Annotated in this window: 10 protein-coding genes; 6 read left to right on the forward strand and 4 right to left on the reverse strand. The window is 68.2% G+C overall.

Annotated features, from left to right (window positions below):
* Nucleotides 1–312: 312 nt before the first annotated feature.
* Together ABZ796_RS20680 and ABZ796_RS20685 are read right to left on the reverse strand one after the other, a co-directional pair.
* Complete coding sequence (locus tag ABZ796_RS20680) at nt 313–1,422, reverse strand: Lrp/AsnC family transcriptional regulator (protein ID WP_357339390.1); 1,110 nt, start codon at nt 1,420–1,422, stop codon at nt 313–315.
* A complete protein-coding gene (locus ABZ796_RS20685) occupies nt 1,391–3,067 on the reverse strand; it encodes an amidohydrolase (RefSeq protein WP_357339391.1) in 1,677 nt (558 codons plus the stop codon). Before ABZ796_RS20685 ends, ABZ796_RS20680 begins: the two co-directional genes overlap by 32 nt.
* 209 nt (nt 3,068–3,276) lie before the next feature.
* Between ABZ796_RS20685 and ABZ796_RS20690 the strand changes: the two genes are divergently transcribed.
* The 4 genes from ABZ796_RS20690 to ABZ796_RS20705 all read left to right on the forward strand — a co-directional run bounded on the left by ABZ796_RS20690 (nt 3,277) and on the right by ABZ796_RS20705 (nt 8,238).
* On the forward strand, nt 3,277–4,422 hold the full coding sequence (locus tag ABZ796_RS20690; RefSeq protein ID WP_357339392.1) for an NAD(P)/FAD-dependent oxidoreductase: 1,146 nt from the start codon (nt 3,277–3,279) through the stop codon (nt 4,420–4,422).
* 10 nt (nt 4,423–4,432) lie between these two features.
* On the forward strand, nt 4,433–5,641 hold the full coding sequence (gene torT / locus ABZ796_RS20695) for a TMAO reductase system periplasmic protein TorT (protein ID WP_357339393.1): 1,209 nt from the start codon (nt 4,433–4,435) through the stop codon (nt 5,639–5,641).
* 22 nt (nt 5,642–5,663) lie between these two features.
* Nucleotides 5,664–7,214 carry a sugar ABC transporter ATP-binding protein gene (locus tag ABZ796_RS20700; RefSeq protein ID WP_357339394.1) on the forward strand — a complete coding sequence of 517 codons (1,551 nt, stop codon included), beginning with the start codon at nt 5,664–5,666 and terminating at the stop codon, nt 7,212–7,214.
* A 106-nt stretch (nt 7,215–7,320) separates the two neighbouring features.
* Nucleotides 7,321–8,238, forward strand: coding sequence for an ABC transporter permease (locus ABZ796_RS20705; protein WP_357339395.1), 918 nt, complete (start codon nt 7,321–7,323; stop codon nt 8,236–8,238).
* A 72-nt stretch (nt 8,239–8,310) separates the two neighbouring features.
* On the opposite strand, the gene ABZ796_RS20710 is transcribed toward ABZ796_RS20705, so the two are convergent.
* Together ABZ796_RS20710 and ABZ796_RS20715 are read right to left on the reverse strand one after the other, a co-directional pair.
* Nucleotides 8,311–9,537, reverse strand: a complete 1,227-nt coding sequence (locus tag ABZ796_RS20710) for a TerC family protein (RefSeq protein WP_357339396.1) — start codon at nt 9,535–9,537, stop codon at nt 8,311–8,313.
* Nucleotides 9,538–9,602: 65 nt separating this feature from the next.
* Nucleotides 9,603–10,229 (reverse strand): TetR/AcrR family transcriptional regulator, encoded by a 627-nt coding sequence (locus ABZ796_RS20715; RefSeq protein WP_357339397.1) that lies wholly within the window; start codon nt 10,227–10,229, stop codon nt 9,603–9,605.
* 51 nt (nt 10,230–10,280) lie between these two features.
* Here ABZ796_RS20715 and ABZ796_RS20720 point away from each other — a divergent pair, with 51 nt between their 5' ends.
* Together ABZ796_RS20720 and ABZ796_RS20725 are read left to right on the forward strand one after the other, a co-directional pair.
* Nucleotides 10,281–12,992 carry an MMPL family transporter gene (locus ABZ796_RS20720; RefSeq protein WP_357339399.1) on the forward strand — a complete coding sequence of 904 codons (2,712 nt, stop codon included), beginning with the start codon at nt 10,281–10,283 and terminating at the stop codon, nt 12,990–12,992.
* Nucleotides 12,989–15,079, forward strand: a complete 2,091-nt coding sequence (locus ABZ796_RS20725; RefSeq protein WP_357339401.1) for a YhgE/Pip family protein — start codon at nt 12,989–12,991, stop codon at nt 15,077–15,079. The genes ABZ796_RS20720 and ABZ796_RS20725 overlap by 4 nt, the downstream gene beginning before the upstream one ends.
* The last annotated feature ends 176 nt before the right edge of the window (nt 15,080–15,255 follow it).

Raw genomic sequence — 15,255 nt, forward strand, 5'->3', positions numbered from 1 at the left:
AGGTTTGGGGTTCGAATCCCTACAGGCGCGCAGAACGTGTGAGGGAGAGATAGGTCCCTGGCCAGGCGAGAAGCCCGGTGAGGTGCCTTCTTCATGCCCACATAGAGCCTCCAGTCCAAGGCGCGTGCTAACTCTTCTGCTAGCAGGGTCGTGGTTTCAGCGGCCTTCTTCGGTTTCGTCGCGTGCTCGTCGGTGCTCTCGTCGACCAGGGCCGGGTGAACGTGGCGGAAGTCGTGGAAGCGAGCTGGAGGGAGCACAGCGCCACGCTCGTCATCAGCCACGCCACGCCGCCGAGAAGGTATCGATTCGGATTCAGTCGCGGGCTTCGGGGCCAGGCGTCGGCGGTTGGGGCAGATGGACAGGCTGGTAGTACAAGTCGAGGCAGAACATCACCTCGGTGTCGGCGATGCCGTCCAGGTTCCTGACCTCCTGGTCCAGCAGCTGCATGACGTCCGCCGTGGTCCGGCACACCGCTTCGGCCATGAGGTCGAACCTCCCCGCGGTGATGGCGACGTAGGTGATCGAGGGGATGCGGGTGAGTTCGTCGGCCAGCTCTGAGAGAGCACGCTCGCTCTTGACCTTGATGGCGACCCACACCACGGTGTCGAAGCTGAGTCGGCGTGGATTGACGATCGCGGTGATGCGCATCGCCTGCCCGTCGACCAGTCGCGCGACTCGCTTGCGGACTTGGGACTCTGAGAGACCTACTTGCTGACCCACCAGGGCGAAGGGCGCTCGACCGTTGCCGTGAAGGGCGCGCATGATCTCGTGATCGACCGCGTCCATTGGGCACGGCTCCGACCTTGCTGCGCTCTTGGGTTTTGCCTGGGCGGCATCCCAGGCGGGCTCTTGGTAGTACAGGTCCAGGTACGGAAGGACCTCGGCCGATCGGACACCGGCACTGCGCGGGATCTCTTCGTTGACGAAACGGAGCAACTCGTCGCGGTCGCGGCAGAGGACCTCGATGAGCGCGTGATAGCGGCCGGTCGTGATCACCGCGTAGTCGACTGCCTGAAGTTCGGCGAAAGAGCTCACCACGTCCTTGACTTGCGCGGTCGGGTCCACGGTGATCCCCACCATGGCGATCATCCCGAAGCCGAGCAGGCTCGGATAGGAGACCGTGGTGATGTGGATGACGCCGTCCTCAACCAGATCATGAACACGCCTGCGCGCGGTCTTCTCGGGAATGTCGAGGTCTCTGGCGATAGCCGCGAACGATCTGCGGCCGTCCTGCTGGAGGATCTGCACCAGCCGACGGTCGAGCTCGGACAGGTGGATCCCGGAGTCTCCGAGGTCCGCGTGCAAGGCAGGCAGCGTCGGCGGGAAGGTGAAGGCGTGCGGACCGCGCATGCCGTCGAACAGCGGCTCGCTGTTTCTACCCACAGGTCCCTCAACTTTCGTCGCGAGCGGCGGAGCCTGCACGCGAGTACACGCTCCTGCCGGCGAGGAACACCTCGTCCACGGAGATGTCGAGCAGCTCGTCGACTGCAACGGCGTACGGATCACGATCGAGGATGATCATGTCCGCATGCTTGCCCACCTCGAGCGAACCATACAGGTGTGACTCGCCAAGAATCTGTGCCCCGTTGAGGGTATGCATCCGCAGGGCCTCGGTCAGCGTGATGGCTTGGTCAGCGTCGATCAGCTCGCCGAAGAAGGTGCGGCGCGCCAAGGTGCACCAGATGCTGAAGAACGGGTTCGTGGCCTGTTGCTCCGACCCGATCCACACGTCGGAGCTCCCCGTCAGCGGCCAACCCTGGTCCAGGAGGTCCCGGAAGGGGAACCGGCCGTGCGCACCGTAGTCCCCGAGATAGGTGGGGAAGAAGTCGCCGAACGTGTACAGGAAGACCGGCTGCGGGACCGGGTGGATCCCGGCATCTGCCCACAACTTCGTGGTCACGTCCGGTTCCGGTAGGAAGTTGCCGGCATGCTCGATGCGGGGGGTCGGGGCTCCGTCGGGGACCCCGCCGGCGGCAATGATCGCCTCGCACACCGCCTCCTGCGCCCGGTCGCCATTGGCGTGGACGGCGAGCTGTAGACCTGCTGCGGCGGTCCGCTGCAGCGCCTCGGCAATCTGCTCCGGGGTCAGCGCTACGTCACCGCATGAGCCGTGCTCATGGACGTAGGGCCGCTTGACCGCGGCGCTCGCGGCAGAGTAGCCGCCGTCGGCGAACATCTTGACGCCGTGGATCTTGAGCAGCGCCAGCGGCGATGACAAGGGTGGCTCGGCAGCCATGGCGCAAGCCGAGTCCAAGGTCGTGGTGCCCGGCACCCACATGTAGAGGCGGATCCGCGTCGCCAGGTCCCCCTGCAAGTGAAGCCGGTCCATCGCGGCGAGACCCTCGAGACTCTCGGAGATCTCACCGATGGTGGTGACCCCGAACCGGCTGAACTGGTCACGGACGCCGTCGCGGATCGCCGACTGCAGGTCCTCCCGAGCCAGCTGAGGCAAGGGCAGAAGGTTGTCCATCTCCTTGATCACGCCGGTCGGCTCGCCGTTGTCGTCCCTGATGACCGCGGGCAGACCCGTGATGCTGTGATCGACGGCTTGGTAGTTGGAGTCGATCCCGGAGAGCTCGAGCGCGCGGCTGTTGAGCACACTGATGTGGCCGCCCGCTCGCAGGACGATCGCAACCTCGGTGCTCACGCTGTCCAGCTCCTGGCGCGTAGGCAGGCGCTTCTCGGCCAACTTCTGGTCGAAGAACAGGTTGGCCTGCCCGACCAGCCAGCCGCCGACGGCGTCATCCAGGTGCGCCCGCAGCTCCGCCAGCACCTGCTGGATCGTGCCGCACCGGGGCGCACGGCAGTCGACGGTCTGATAGCGCATCCGCGAGGCAACCTCCATGTGCGCGTGCACGTCTACGAAGCCGGGGGCCAGCGGACGGGGCCCCAGATCCCGAACCATGGTGGCGCCTCCGATGAACCGCGCGGCCTCCTCGCGGGTTCCCGCCCCGCAGATCAGTCCGTCCCGGACGGCGACGAAACCTGGTCCACCCGGGGCGCCCTCCTTCAACCACAGGACCTTGTCGGAGAGAAGGACCAGGTCGGCCGCATCTTGACTGGACATACGCACGTTCTCCTCGAATCTCGGGGGTGATGGCACGTCACGGTAGTCGCAGGAAACCAAGGACGCAATGACGATATCTGTCCATTGATCTCGACCTCGCGACGAAATAGACCCTTGACAGGTGTGATCTGCGCCTGAATAGTCTTCTCAAGTCATCTTGGGCCGGTGATCTCGGATCCGGAACCACTTCGTTTTCTCTAGGAGGTCCTGTGTCTTCAATCCGCCATGCCGAGGTCGCTGGGGGCGGTCTGGCCGGCTTGACCGTTGCTACGTCTCTTGCCCAGCAAGGCTGGTCGGTGCGCCTGCACGAACGTGGAAGTCAGCTGCGCGAGATCGGTGCCGGGATCTTTCTCTGGGAGAACGCGCTTCGTGTGCTGGAGCAGATCGGCGCCTTCGAGGAAGCAGCCGGCCTCGGGGATCGAATCGACAGTTGGCGTCTGTTCGACGAGCGCGGCCGCCCGATCCAGAACGACTGGATGAAGGACGGGTCCACGCGGCTCGTCACCGTCAAGCGGACGGAGTTGCACCAGGCCCTTGCCCAAGCAGCTCGCCGCGCCGGCGTCGATATCGTGACCGGCTCGTCCGTGGCGGGCGCCACCCCCGACGGGGAACTACTACTCGAGACGGGCGAGGCGTTGAAGGCAGACCTCGTCGTGGGCGCAGATGGGGTCTACTCCGCGGTAAGACGCGCACTCGGCCTCGATCTCGTCGTGCGCGATCTCGAGGACGGCTGCATGCGCCACCTGGTGCCGCGAGGACCCGATGACGTCGCCGGGGAGGCGCTCGAGTACTGGAACGGTGGCCGTCGCGTCGGCATCGTCCCGGTCACCCCGGAGGAGGTCTACATCTACACCTGCTGTCCGGCCAAGGACCTCGAGGGTCGCCAGCAGCCGTTCAACCACAAGTCCTGGGGCGACTCGTTCCCAGATGTCCGCCACTACCTCGACCGGATCCCGGACCAGTCTCGATGGGCGGCCTTCCACGACGTGCGGACTCACAGCTGGGTCCACGGCCGGGGTGCGATCGTCGGCGACGCCGCTACGGCGATGGCTCCGAACCTCGGCCAAGCTGCGTGCGTCGCGATGGTGAACGGCTTTTCCATGGCAACCGTTCTCTCCCAGCACGACGACGTTCGTACCGGTCTGCGGGCCTGGGAGCGGCGTCAGCGAGGTGTCTCGGATGCCACCCAGAGGTACTCGCGTCTCTACGGGAAGGTCGGCACCCGCTGGCCGCGTCCACTGACGGACGTACGGTCCGCCCTCGTCTGGCTCGCCGGTCGCTCCGAGACATGGCAGCACCAGGTCAATGTCGCTGCGCACTCGGGTGCAGACCTCGTCGGTCCACGGAATTCATGAAGGAGACGCCATGCATGCCAAGACATTGAGGGGAGCCGCCGCGCTCGTTCTCTCGGCGCTGGCACTCGCCGGGTGCAGCGCCGATGGTGACCGTCACCGCGCTGTGCCGGAGTTCGACTCGAGCAAGCCCATCGAGGGTGCGGGCCAGGGCACGTTCGACGCAGCACCTCAGGAGATTCGCGCGGGGCTGAACGCCGACCCGTGGTGGGCGCCGTCATTGTTCGTCGACTGTCGGGGCACCGAGGACTCAGCCTGCGAGGGCGAGGCGATCAGCGGTGTCTACAACGCCATTCCGAGCGACCTGGTGACCGAGGACTGGCGAATCTGTGCCGTCGTTCCCCATCTGAGCGACTCCTACTGGGTAGCCGTCAACTACGGGATGGTCGAGGAGGCACGCCGCCTGGGCGTCGCTCTCGACTTCTATGAGGCCGGCGGTTACACCGAGCTGTCCACCCAGATGAGCCAGATCGACGACTGCGTTGCAGGCGGGGCGGACGCTGTGGTCATCGGCGCCATCAGCTCAGACGGCCTCGATGCCAAGGTGGACGAGCTCATCGGACAAGGCATCGTGGTCATCGATGCCCTCAACGGCATAGCGAACAAGGATGTCACCGCTCGCTCCGTCCTCAGCTGGCGTCGTATCGGCACGACAGTTGGCAAGTACCTCGCGCACCACAGCGGCGAGCGGGTCGTCTGGTTCCCCGGTCCGCCAGGAGCCGGCTGGGCTGAGGACGCCAACGACGGGTTCGCTGGCGCCGTCAAGGATGCCGATGTGGAGGTCGTCGAGACCAAGTACGGCGACACCGACAAGAACACACAACTGCGCCTGATCGAGGATGCCTTGCAGGCGAACGACGGAGTGTCGGTCATCGCGGGCAACGCGGTCGCTGCCGACGCCGCGGCGGCCGCGGGTCTGGGCGAGAACGCCCAGATCATCGGCAGCTACATGATGCCGGAGACGCTGGCGAACATCGAGAAGGGCAAGGCGGCCTGCGCTGCGACAGACCAGCCGGCCGTCCAGGCAAGGGTCGCGATCGATATGACCGTCCGACTGCTCCAGGGCATCCCGCTCGATGAGGACAAGCAGCGCGCCTACCCCGCGCCGTACCTGGTGTGCGGCAAGGAGACCGAGGGTGCGCAGCCGGTCAGCGATTTCGTTCCGGAGACCACTTTCGCGCCCGAGGGCTGGAAGCCGGTCTTCACCGTTGAAGCCGACTGAGGCGAGGACAAAGGAAACCACGATGGTTACTACAGAGTCCCCAGCGCTTCTTGAAGCGCGGCGGCTGTCCAAGACCTACGGGGGCGCTCGCGCCCTGAGTGGAGTCTCCTTCGAGCTCGACCGCGGCGAGATCCATGCGTTGCTGGGAGAGAACGGTGCGGGCAAGTCCACCCTTATCAAGATCATCTCCGGGTCTGTTCGCGCGGACGAGGGAACCGTGCGACTCGACGGGCGGGAGCTTGTCGGCCTCACGCCGACCAACGCCCTTGCCGAGGGCATCGGCACCGTTCACCAGGAGCTCAGCCTGATCCCCCCACTGTCTGTCGCGGACAACATCCACCTGGGCCAGGAGCGGGTGCGTGCCGGCCGCATCTTGGACAAGAAGGTCATGCTCCGCGAGGCCCGCGAGGCGCTCGAACGGGTGGGGTTGCGGATCGACCCCCGACGTAAGGTGGCGGGCCTGTCGCGTGCGGAGATGCAGCTCATCGAAATCGCTCGAGTGCTCTACCACCGCTCGCCCGTCCTGATTCTCGACGAGCCGACTGCCTCCCTGAGCCATGGCGAGGCCGAGGAGCTGTTTCGGATTCTCGTGGAGCTGCGGGCCCAAGGAATCGGCATCGTCTACATCTCGCACCGGCTCGCGGAGATTCGGGCCCTGGCCGACCGCGTCACGGTCCTTCGCGACGGTGAGCTGGTCGACACTCTGCGGCTGGCCGACGTCTCCGACCAGCGCTTGGTCGAGCTGATGGCCGGACGCAGTCTGGACAAGCTGTTCCCGCACATCGCCGCGCAGCCGGGGCCGACCCGACTGCGCGTGAAGGAAGCGACGAGCGACTGTCTCCAGGAGGCAAGCATCGAGGTCCGTGCTGGCGAGGTCGTCGGGATCGCGGGCCTCGTGGGCGGCGGCAAGTCCGAGCTCGGCCGCGCCTGCTTCGGGTTGGAGCGGCTCGACCGCGGGTCAATCGAGATCGACGGTGTCCGGCTCATGAAGCCCAGTCCCCGTAAGGCGATGGAGCAGGGCCTCATGTACTACCCGCCGGACCGTAAGAGCGAGGGCCTCGTGCCTACTGCGACTCTCGCCGAGTCTCTCGCGCTCGGTCCGGTCGTCACCGGCTCGGTGACTCGGTACGGCTTCCTGAGCAGGCGCAAGGTCGAGGAGTACAACGCCCAGGCGGTACAGGCGCTTCGCATCAAGCCCGCGAACCTGAAGCTGGGCATCCGCTGGTTCTCGGGCGGCAACCAGCAGAAGGCCCTTCTCGGCCGCTCGTTCGCCGCAGACTTCGGCGTCCACGTGTTCGATGAGCCGACGGTCGGTATCGACATCGGCGCCAAGGTCGATGTCTACGAGCATATGAAGAAGTTGGTCGAGGCCGGCAAGGCCGTGCTGCTGATCTCCTCGGACACCGAGGAGCTCTTAGGCGTCGCCCACCGAATCTACGTGGTAAGCGAGGGACGCATCGTCGCGGACCTCCGTGGTGAGGAACGAACCGAATCCAACGTCGTGAACGCATTTTTCGGAACTAGCCGGCCGCAGGAGGCCGCGGGAGGTGACTACGTTGACCGCTCAGCCTGACACGGTTACGCAGCAAGACGCATCGGCCATGGACGCCGTGCCGAAGAAGCAGGGGGCGCCACGGTCGCGGGCGACAGGAGGAATGCTGAAGGTCGGTCTGCTCCCGGTGCTCCTGGTCATCGCGGTGGCACTCTTCGCCATCGTGGAGCCGCGCTTTGTCTCCGGCGCGAACGGCATCAACCTCTCCCGGCAACTGTCGTTCCTGCTGCTCTTCGCGACAGCACAGATGCTGGTCCTGCTGACTGCCGAGATCGACATGTCGCTGGCGTCGAACATTGCTCTCACCAGTGTGGTGTCGGCGACGGTGATGACGAACGTCGGAGAAGGCGCGGTGGGCGCTCTCGCCGGTGTGCTCGCGGGCTTGGCCACCGGTCTGCTGATCGGTTTGATCAACGGCCTCGTCACCTCGGTCTTCAACGTGCCGTCTTTCATCGTCACGATCGCGACCGCGTCTTTGGCGTTCGGCTTGGCGCTCCTGCTATCTGACGGCAGTCCGATCAGCGGCCTACCAGAGGGCTTCACCAGCAGTCTGGGGTACTCATCGATCGGACCTGTCCCGGTCTCCTTCGCGATCGCGCTGCTCTTCGTCGGCGCGCTCCACGTGCTCCTGTACTGGACCAAGCTCGGTCGCTACATCTACTCCGTCGGCGGCAGTCAGAGTGCCTCGCGTCTGCTCGGCGTCCCGGTCGTCCGGACGAAGACGATCGCGTTCACCCTGGCCGGCGGGCTCGCGGCGGTGGGAGGCCTCCTGCTCACCGCGCGGGTGGCTTCCGGCGAACCGAACCTCGGGTCGGAGTATCTGATCATGTCAATCGCTGCGGCCGTTCTCGGAGGCACATCGTTCTTCGGTGGCGAGGGACGCCTCGCGTTCGTCAGCGTGGGTGCGCTGTTCCTGGTGCTGCTGTCCAACGGCATGAACCTGATCCGTGTGTCCAGCTACACGCAGCAGATCGTCGTCGGCCTGTTGCTGATCCTGGCTGTGGTGCTGGATCGGTGGCAGGCGAGGGCCGCCAGGGGTTCGTAGCCTGGTGGGCTCGGCCGCGCGCGGGACACGGTGAGTCCCTCACCAGGCACGATGCCTGGTGAGGGGTCTTGCTTACTCCTCGCGCAGGATCTTCGGCGGGCCGGCGGGGGTGGCCTCGCCGCGCTCGACGGCGGCGGTGTGACTGGCGAGGGCGCGCTCGAGGAGCTCCATGAGCGGGGTCTCCTCGCGGGCGATCTCCAGGTACTTCGGGCCGAGGGAGACGATGGTGTCGCGCTCGGCGAGGAGGGCGTTGTGGATGCGCTCGCGCTCGGCGGGATCGGCGGTGTACTCCGAGTCGAGGTAGGCGGCGGCGTGGCGGCGGGCGTTGGCGATGGCATTCTTCGCGCGGCCGCGCTTGCTGAAGAGCGAGGCGACGATGGTGACGACGAGTACGCCGAGGATGACGCCCAGGGACAGGCCGGTGCTGATCTCGACCACGTGCACCGGATCGCCGTCGTTGATGAACGGGATGTTGTTCTCGTGGAGGGCGTGCAGGATCAGCTTCACGCCGATGAAGGCGAGGATCGCGGCCAGCCCGTAGGACAGGTAGATGAGCCGGTCGAGCAGACCGTCGAGAAGGAAGTAGAGCTGGCGCAGGCCCAGCAGCGAGAACGCGGTCGCGGTGAACACGATGTAGACGTTCTGGGTGAGGCCGAAGATCGCCGGGATCGAGTCGAGGGCGAAGAGGATGTCGGTGCCGCCGATGGCCACCATGACCAGCAGCATCGGCGTGAGGATGCGCTTGCCGTCCTCCACCGTGAAGAGCTTGTCGCCGTCGTAGTGCTCACTGACGTGGAACATCCGCCGGGCCAGGCGGACGACGAAGTTCTCCCCGTGGGAGTTGTTGTCGGGCTTGAGCATGTTGCCGGCCGTCAACAGCAGGATCAGCCCGAACAGGTAGAACACCCAGGCGAAGGTGTTGATCAGCGCGGCGCCCACGAAGATGAACCCGGTGCGGGCGATCAGCGAGAAGGTGATCCCGAAGAGCAGCACCTTCTGCTGATCCTCGCGGGGCACCCGGAAGCTCGTCATGATGATCAGGAAGACGAACAGGTTGTCGACCGAGAGCGCCTTCTCGGTGATGTAGCCGGCGAAGTACTCCCCGCCCATCGCGCCGCCGCCGAAGATCAGCACGCCGACACCGAACAGCAGCGCGATCGCGACGTAGACCGCCGACCATATGGACGCTTCCCTCAGTGTGGGCGTGTGGGCCTTGCGTACGTGGAAGACGTAGTCGAACCCGAGCAGGCCGAGGATCGCGACGACGGTGACCAGCCACACCCATGTCGGTGCGCCCATAGTGACTACCCCCAAAGAGTCGGTCAGCGAGGCGGTCCGAGAGCCAGCCCCGGAATCAGACTAGATCACCTCTGACCGGTGGACCGGGGGACAGACACGCCGTCGAGGACCTGGGGGAGCGCTTCGTCGAGGAGCCGGTCGGCCCGAGGGTCCTCCGGATTGACCGTACGCAGCGCGAGGCTGTGCAGGAACACCCCCATCACGGTCTGGGCGAGGAGATCGACCGGCACGGTCGGGGTGCGGTCGATCCGGTCGAGGGCGAGCTCGACGACCTCGACGAGCTGGGCGTTGAGGGCGGCGAAGGTGGCGGCGCTGATCTCGCGGGCGTCGGGGTCGCGCAGGCTCTGCAGCATCACCTCGCTCTGCAGGATGAACCAGCGGTCCTGGGTCGGCCGCAATGCTTCGAGGGCGGCGGTGATCAGCAGGCCGCTGGACCCGGTGTCGGTGTGCTTGTCGACGGCGTCGCGTACGGCCTGGATCTGCTTCTCGGCCTCCTGCTTGAAGGCCGCCAGCAGCACCTCGTCGACGCTGTTGAAGTTGGAGTAGAAGGCGCCGCGGGTGTAGCCGGCGGCACTGACCAGGTCGTCGACGGTGACCCGGCGCGCGCCGCGCTCGACGAAGACGTCGACGGCGGCGGCCAGCAGTCGTGCGCGGGTGTTCGTACGTCGTCTGGGGGCCTTCACCTCGGTCATGTAGCAATCCTCACATACGCACGACGATACGTTTTTGTATTGGATGCGTTAATGTATCGAACTGTGTCCTCCTACCTCTATCGCCTCGGCCGGCTGGTCGCCCGCCGCGCCAAGACCGTGCTGGCGCTCTGGCTCCTGCTCGCCGTGCTGCTGGGTGCGTTGACCGTCTCGCTCGGCGGCAAGCTGCAGAACGACTTCACGATCCCCGGCACCGAGTCCCAGCAGGGGCTGGACGCGCTCACGCAGCGCTTCCCCGAGGTCTCCGGGACCTCGGCCCAGCTGGTCTTCGTCGCGCCCGAGGGGGACAAGATCGAGGATCACCGCAAGGAGATCCGGGCGGTGCTCGCCGACGTCGAGAAGGTCGACCACGTCGCGACGGTCACCGATCCCGTCGCGAAGGACAGCCGGACCGTCAGCGACAACGGGCGGGACGCGCTGGCGACGGTGCAGCTCAACGTCGGGCTCGACGAGCTCCCCGAGGGCGTGACCTCGGAGCTGGAGGAGGCCGCGCAGCTGCCCGAAGGGTCGTCGCTGGAGCTCCACATCGGCGGGGATGCGTACTCCGTCACCGGGGTGCATGTCAGTGCGACCGAGGCGATCGGGCTGCTCATCGCCCTGCTGGTCCTGGCGATCACCTTCGGGTCGCTGCTGGCGGCCGGGCTGCCGATCCTGACCGCCCTGCTCGGGGTGGCGGTCGCGATGGCGGGGATCTTCTCGGTCGCCGCGGTCACCACGATCTCGGCCACGACCCCGACCCTGGCGCTGATGATCGGTCTCGCGGTCGGGATCGACTACGCGCTGTTCGTGATCGCCCGGCACCGCAGCCAGCTCGCGACCGGGCTCGGGGTCGAGGAGTCGATCGCCCGGGCGGTCGCCACCGCCGGCAGCGCGGTCATCTTCGCGGGCGTCACGGTCATCATCGCGCTGTGCGGCCTCGTGGTCGCCGGCATCCCGTTCCTGGCGGTGATGGGGTACGCAGCCGCCTCGGCCGTCCTGGTCGCGGTGCTCGTCGCGCTCACCGCGGTGCCGGCGCTCCTCGCGGTCGCGGGCGAGCGGCTCCGGCCCAAGCCCGGGTCTCGGGTGGCCCGGCGTGAGGCTCCCGCGGAGGGGCAGCCTCAGGCGGTCACCCTCGGGGCCCGGTGGGTGCGGCTGGTGACCAGGGTCCCGGTCGTCACGATCGTGCTCTCGCTGCTGGTGATCGCCGTCCTGGCGATCCCGGCGCGCGACCTCGCGCTGGGGCTCAACGACAACGGCAGCGCCGAGCCGGGGACCGCTCCGCGGGAGACGTACGACCTGATCAGCCGTGACTTTGGGCCCGGCTACAACGCGCCGCTGTTCGTGACCGCGGACATCATCGACACCACCGACCCGATCGGGGTGATGGACTCTCTGGGCAAGACGCTCGGGGGTTATGACGGGGTGCAGAAGGTCGCGCTGGCCACGCCGAACCGCACCGCCGACCTCGGGCTCGTGGTGATCTATCCGACCACCGAGAAGAGCGATCCGGCGACTGCGGACCTGGTGAAGGAGATCCGCGCCGACTCGGGTGGTCTGGAGAAGCGGTTCGGGATCGAGGACGTCAGGGTCACCGGGCAGACCGCGGTCGCGATCGACGTCAGCGCGCGACTCTCCGGGGCGATCCTGCCCTTCGGGGCCGTCGTCGTCGGGCTGTCGCTGATCCTGCTGACCGTCGTGTTCCGCTCGATCGCGGTCCCGCTGAAGGCGACCCTGGGCTACGTGCTGTCGGTGGCGGCCTCGTTCGGGGTGGTCGCCGCGGTCTTCGAGTGGGGCTGGGGCGCCGATCTCCTGAACGTCGCCAAGGTCGGGCCGGTGATCGCGTTCTTCCCGATCATCCTGATGGGCGTTCTCTTCGGGCTCGCGATGGACTACGAGGTCTTCCTGGTCTCACGGATGCGGGAGGACTACGTCCACACCGGCGACGCGCGGCGATCCGTGGACACCGGGTTCGCCGCCAGCGCCCGCGTCGTCACCGCCGCGGCGATCATCATGATCGCCGTCTTCGCGGCCTTCGTCCCCAACGGCGACCCGATCGTGAAACCGATGGCGCTGGGCCTCACCGTCGGGGTGCTCGTGGACGCCTTCCTGGTGCGGATGACGCTGGTGCCGGCGGTGCTCGCCCTGCTCGGGCGGGGCGCCTGGTGGCTCCCGCGCTGGCTCGACCGGCGGATGCCGGTCCTCGACATCGAGGGTGAGGCGCTCGTCCACCACCTCGAGCACGCCGACCACGTCGCCGTTCACGGTGAGGTCGCGGTGCGGGCGCAGGACGTCGAGGTGCCGGGTGCGCTCGCGCCGCTCTCGCTCAGCCTTCGACCGGGTGGGCTCGGGATCCTCCACGGGTCCGACCCGGTCGCTCGATCGGCTGCGCTCGCGGCGATCACCGGGCGGCTCGGGTTCGCCGGACGGCTGGTCGTGCTCGACCGGCTGCTGCCGGAGGAGGCGGGCGCTGTGCGGGCGCGGGCCGCTCTCGTCGATGACGTCTCGGACGCCCTTGATCTCGCGGGCGCCCGTCGTGTCCCGGCGCTCGTCGCGATCGACAGCGCCACCTCGCTCGACCCCGGTCAGCTCGCGGCTCTGTCCGCGCTGACCTCCCGCGGCACGACGGTGCTCCTCGCGATGCCGTCGCTGCCTGCCGTACCGCAGGTCGTGGACGCGCTCGCTCATGCCGAGCCTGCCCGGACGTCACCTGCCCCGGCGCTCACCGACCCCGCGGCTTCGGTCGCTGACCTGGAGACAGTTCGATGACACGTACGAAATCTTGGTGGTCGGGCCGTCGCCTGGTGGCGGCCGCGATCCTGCTGCCCGTGGTCGTGACGGCGCTCGCGCTCGTCGCGCTCGGCGACCGTGGCGAGAATCTCGACAAGGTGCCCGCCGCGGTGGTCAACCTCGACGAGCCGGTGACGACGGGGAGCGGGAAGAACAAGCAGACCGTGTACGCCGGGCGCGCGCTCGCCGCGGACCTCGTCTCCTCCTCGGGCTCGTCCGCCGGCCCCACGCTCGGGTGGGAACTCACCGACGCGGAGGACGCGCGGGAAGGCTATGCCGATGGCAAGTACGCCGCGGTCATCACGATCCCGAAGGATCTGTCCGAGACGCTGTCCGGGGTGCAGGGGAGCGACCCGAGCGCCGGGCGGGTCAGCGTGGAGGCGTCCGACGCCTCCAGCGAGGTGACCGCCGAGATCGCCCGCCAGGTCGCACGGCAGTCCGCCTCGACCCTGGGGCGTACGGTCACGACGACCTACCTCGACGGGGTGCGGCACCAGACCCGGAAGCTCAAGACCAGCCTCGACTCGGCCGCCGATGGTGCCGACGAGCTCGCCGACGGCACCGCCGCCGCCGACTCCGGTGCCGGGAAGGTCGCCGACGGCGCCCTTGAGCTCAGTTCCGGTGCCTCCGGCGCCGCCGACGGCGCCTCGCAGGTCGCCGGTGGCCTCGACACGCTCGCCGGCGGGACGGCGCGGCTCGAGGCGGGCGCGGGCTCGTTGGCCGGCGGTGCGGGCAAGGCGTCCAAGGGTGCGTCCTCGCTGGCTGCCGGTGCGGGCGAGCTCAGCAGCGGGCTGGACCAGCTCGAGAGGTCGACCGCCGACCTCCCGTCGCAGACCTCCTCGCTCGCGAACGGGGCGTCGCAGGTGTCGCAGGGAGTGAACGGCTACACCCAGCTCGCCAAGGGTTGGGCGCAGGCGTGCGCGAGCGATCCGCTGCTCGCGGCCTCCAAGCCGCAGCTCTGTGGCGCCACCGCCACAGCGGTCGGCTCCGGTGGGGCTCAGGCCGACCAGCTCGCCGCCGGGGCGGCTCAAGTCTCCTCGGGTGCCTCCGCGCTGTCGCAGGCGGCTCCCGAGCTGGCCGGCGGGATCTCGTCGGCGGCGGACGGCGCCGGGAAGGTCGCCTCCGGTGCGTCCCAGGTCGCCGACGCCAACGCCCGGCTCGCCAAGGGCGCGCGTGAGCTCTCCGGCGGTCTCGGGGAGGCGAACGACGGCGCCACCGAGCTGGCCTCCGGGGCGAATCGGCTCGCGTCCGGGACCGAGCAGCTCGAGAGCGGTTCGGCGGAGCTCGCGACCGGCGCCGACTCGCTGTCGTCCGGGACGTCCTCGCTGACCGAGGGCGCCGACTCGCTGGCCTCGGGTCTCGACGACGGCGCCTCGCAGATCGCGGTTCCCGGCGAGAAGCAGGCCGAGGTCGTCGCCGACCCCGTGCAGGTCTCGGTCGCCTCCGCGAGCTCCACCTCCGGGGCGACCCGGCTGGCACCGGCGGTGATCGCGCTGGCGCTGTGGCTCGGTGCGCTCGCGATCTACCTGCTCCGTCCGGCGTTCCCCGCCGGCCGGCTGCGGGACGCACTCACGGCGCGCCGGCTCACCGTCGCCGGTCTGTGGCCGGCGGCTCTCGTCGGGCTGGCACAGGCGGTGCTGCTCGTGGTCGCGGCCGGGGTTCTGGGTGCCGATCTCGCGCGGCCGCTCGGCTCGGTCGGGATCGCGGCGCTCGCCGCGGTGGCCTTCGTCGCGGTTCACCAGGCCGTGGTCGCGCTCGCCGGCCAGCGCCGTGGCTGGCTGATCTCGCTCGCCTTCCTCGTCCTGCAGCTGGTCTCCCTCGGAGGGCTGCTGCCCGTCGCCACCGCGTCCGCGCCCTTCGGTGCGCTCGCTGGCATCCTGCCGGTCCCGCTCGCAGCCGAGGCGCTTCGCGGCGTCGTCGTCGCGCAGAGCGGTGCTGCGGTCGCTGTCCCGGTCGGGGGCCTGGTCCTCTGGCTCCTGCTCGCGGTGGCGGTCAGCCTCTTCGCGGCGGGGCGGGCGCAGCGTACGTCTGTGGCGGAGATCCGCGGGGCGGCGACCGCCCGCTGAGCCGCTGGTCGAGCCGCGAGCGCTAGCGAGCGTGTCGAGACCAACACAGTCGAATCGAGAGCCGAGGGGACTGTGTTGGTCTCGACACGCCTCCGCCTAGCTGTACCCGGTCAACACGTTGGTCACAGGCGGCTGATCGGTGGGAGTCCGCCGAGTGAGCTGTGGCGACGTTGAGT

This window comes from Nocardioides sp. NPDC047086, assembly GCF_040643685.1.
Classification (GTDB): Bacteria; Actinomycetota; Actinomycetes; order Propionibacteriales; family Nocardioidaceae; genus Nocardioides.

What these genes read in the sequence shown, in the direction of transcription:
- ABZ796_RS20710 (WP_357339396.1), bottom strand. Translation starts at nt 9,537, where the DNA reads ATGGGCGCACCGACATGGGTGTGGCTGGTCACCGTCGTCGCGATCCTC.
- ABZ796_RS20700 (WP_357339394.1), top strand. Translation starts at nt 5,664, where the DNA reads ATGGTTACTACAGAGTCCCCAGCGCTTCTTGAAGCGCGGCGGCTGTCC.
- ABZ796_RS20720 (WP_357339399.1), top strand. Translation starts at nt 10,281, where the DNA reads ATGTATCGAACTGTGTCCTCCTACCTCTATCGCCTCGGCCGGCTGGTC.
- torT (WP_357339393.1), top strand. Translation starts at nt 4,433, where the DNA reads ATGCATGCCAAGACATTGAGGGGAGCCGCCGCGCTCGTTCTCTCGGCG.
- ABZ796_RS20685 (WP_357339391.1), bottom strand. Translation starts at nt 3,067, where the DNA reads ATGTCCAGTCAAGATGCGGCCGACCTGGTCCTTCTCTCCGACAAGGTC.
- ABZ796_RS20725 (WP_357339401.1), top strand. Translation starts at nt 12,989, where the DNA reads ATGACACGTACGAAATCTTGGTGGTCGGGCCGTCGCCTGGTGGCGGCC.
- ABZ796_RS20715 (WP_357339397.1), bottom strand. Translation starts at nt 10,229, where the DNA reads ATGACCGAGGTGAAGGCCCCCAGACGACGTACGAACACCCGCGCACGA.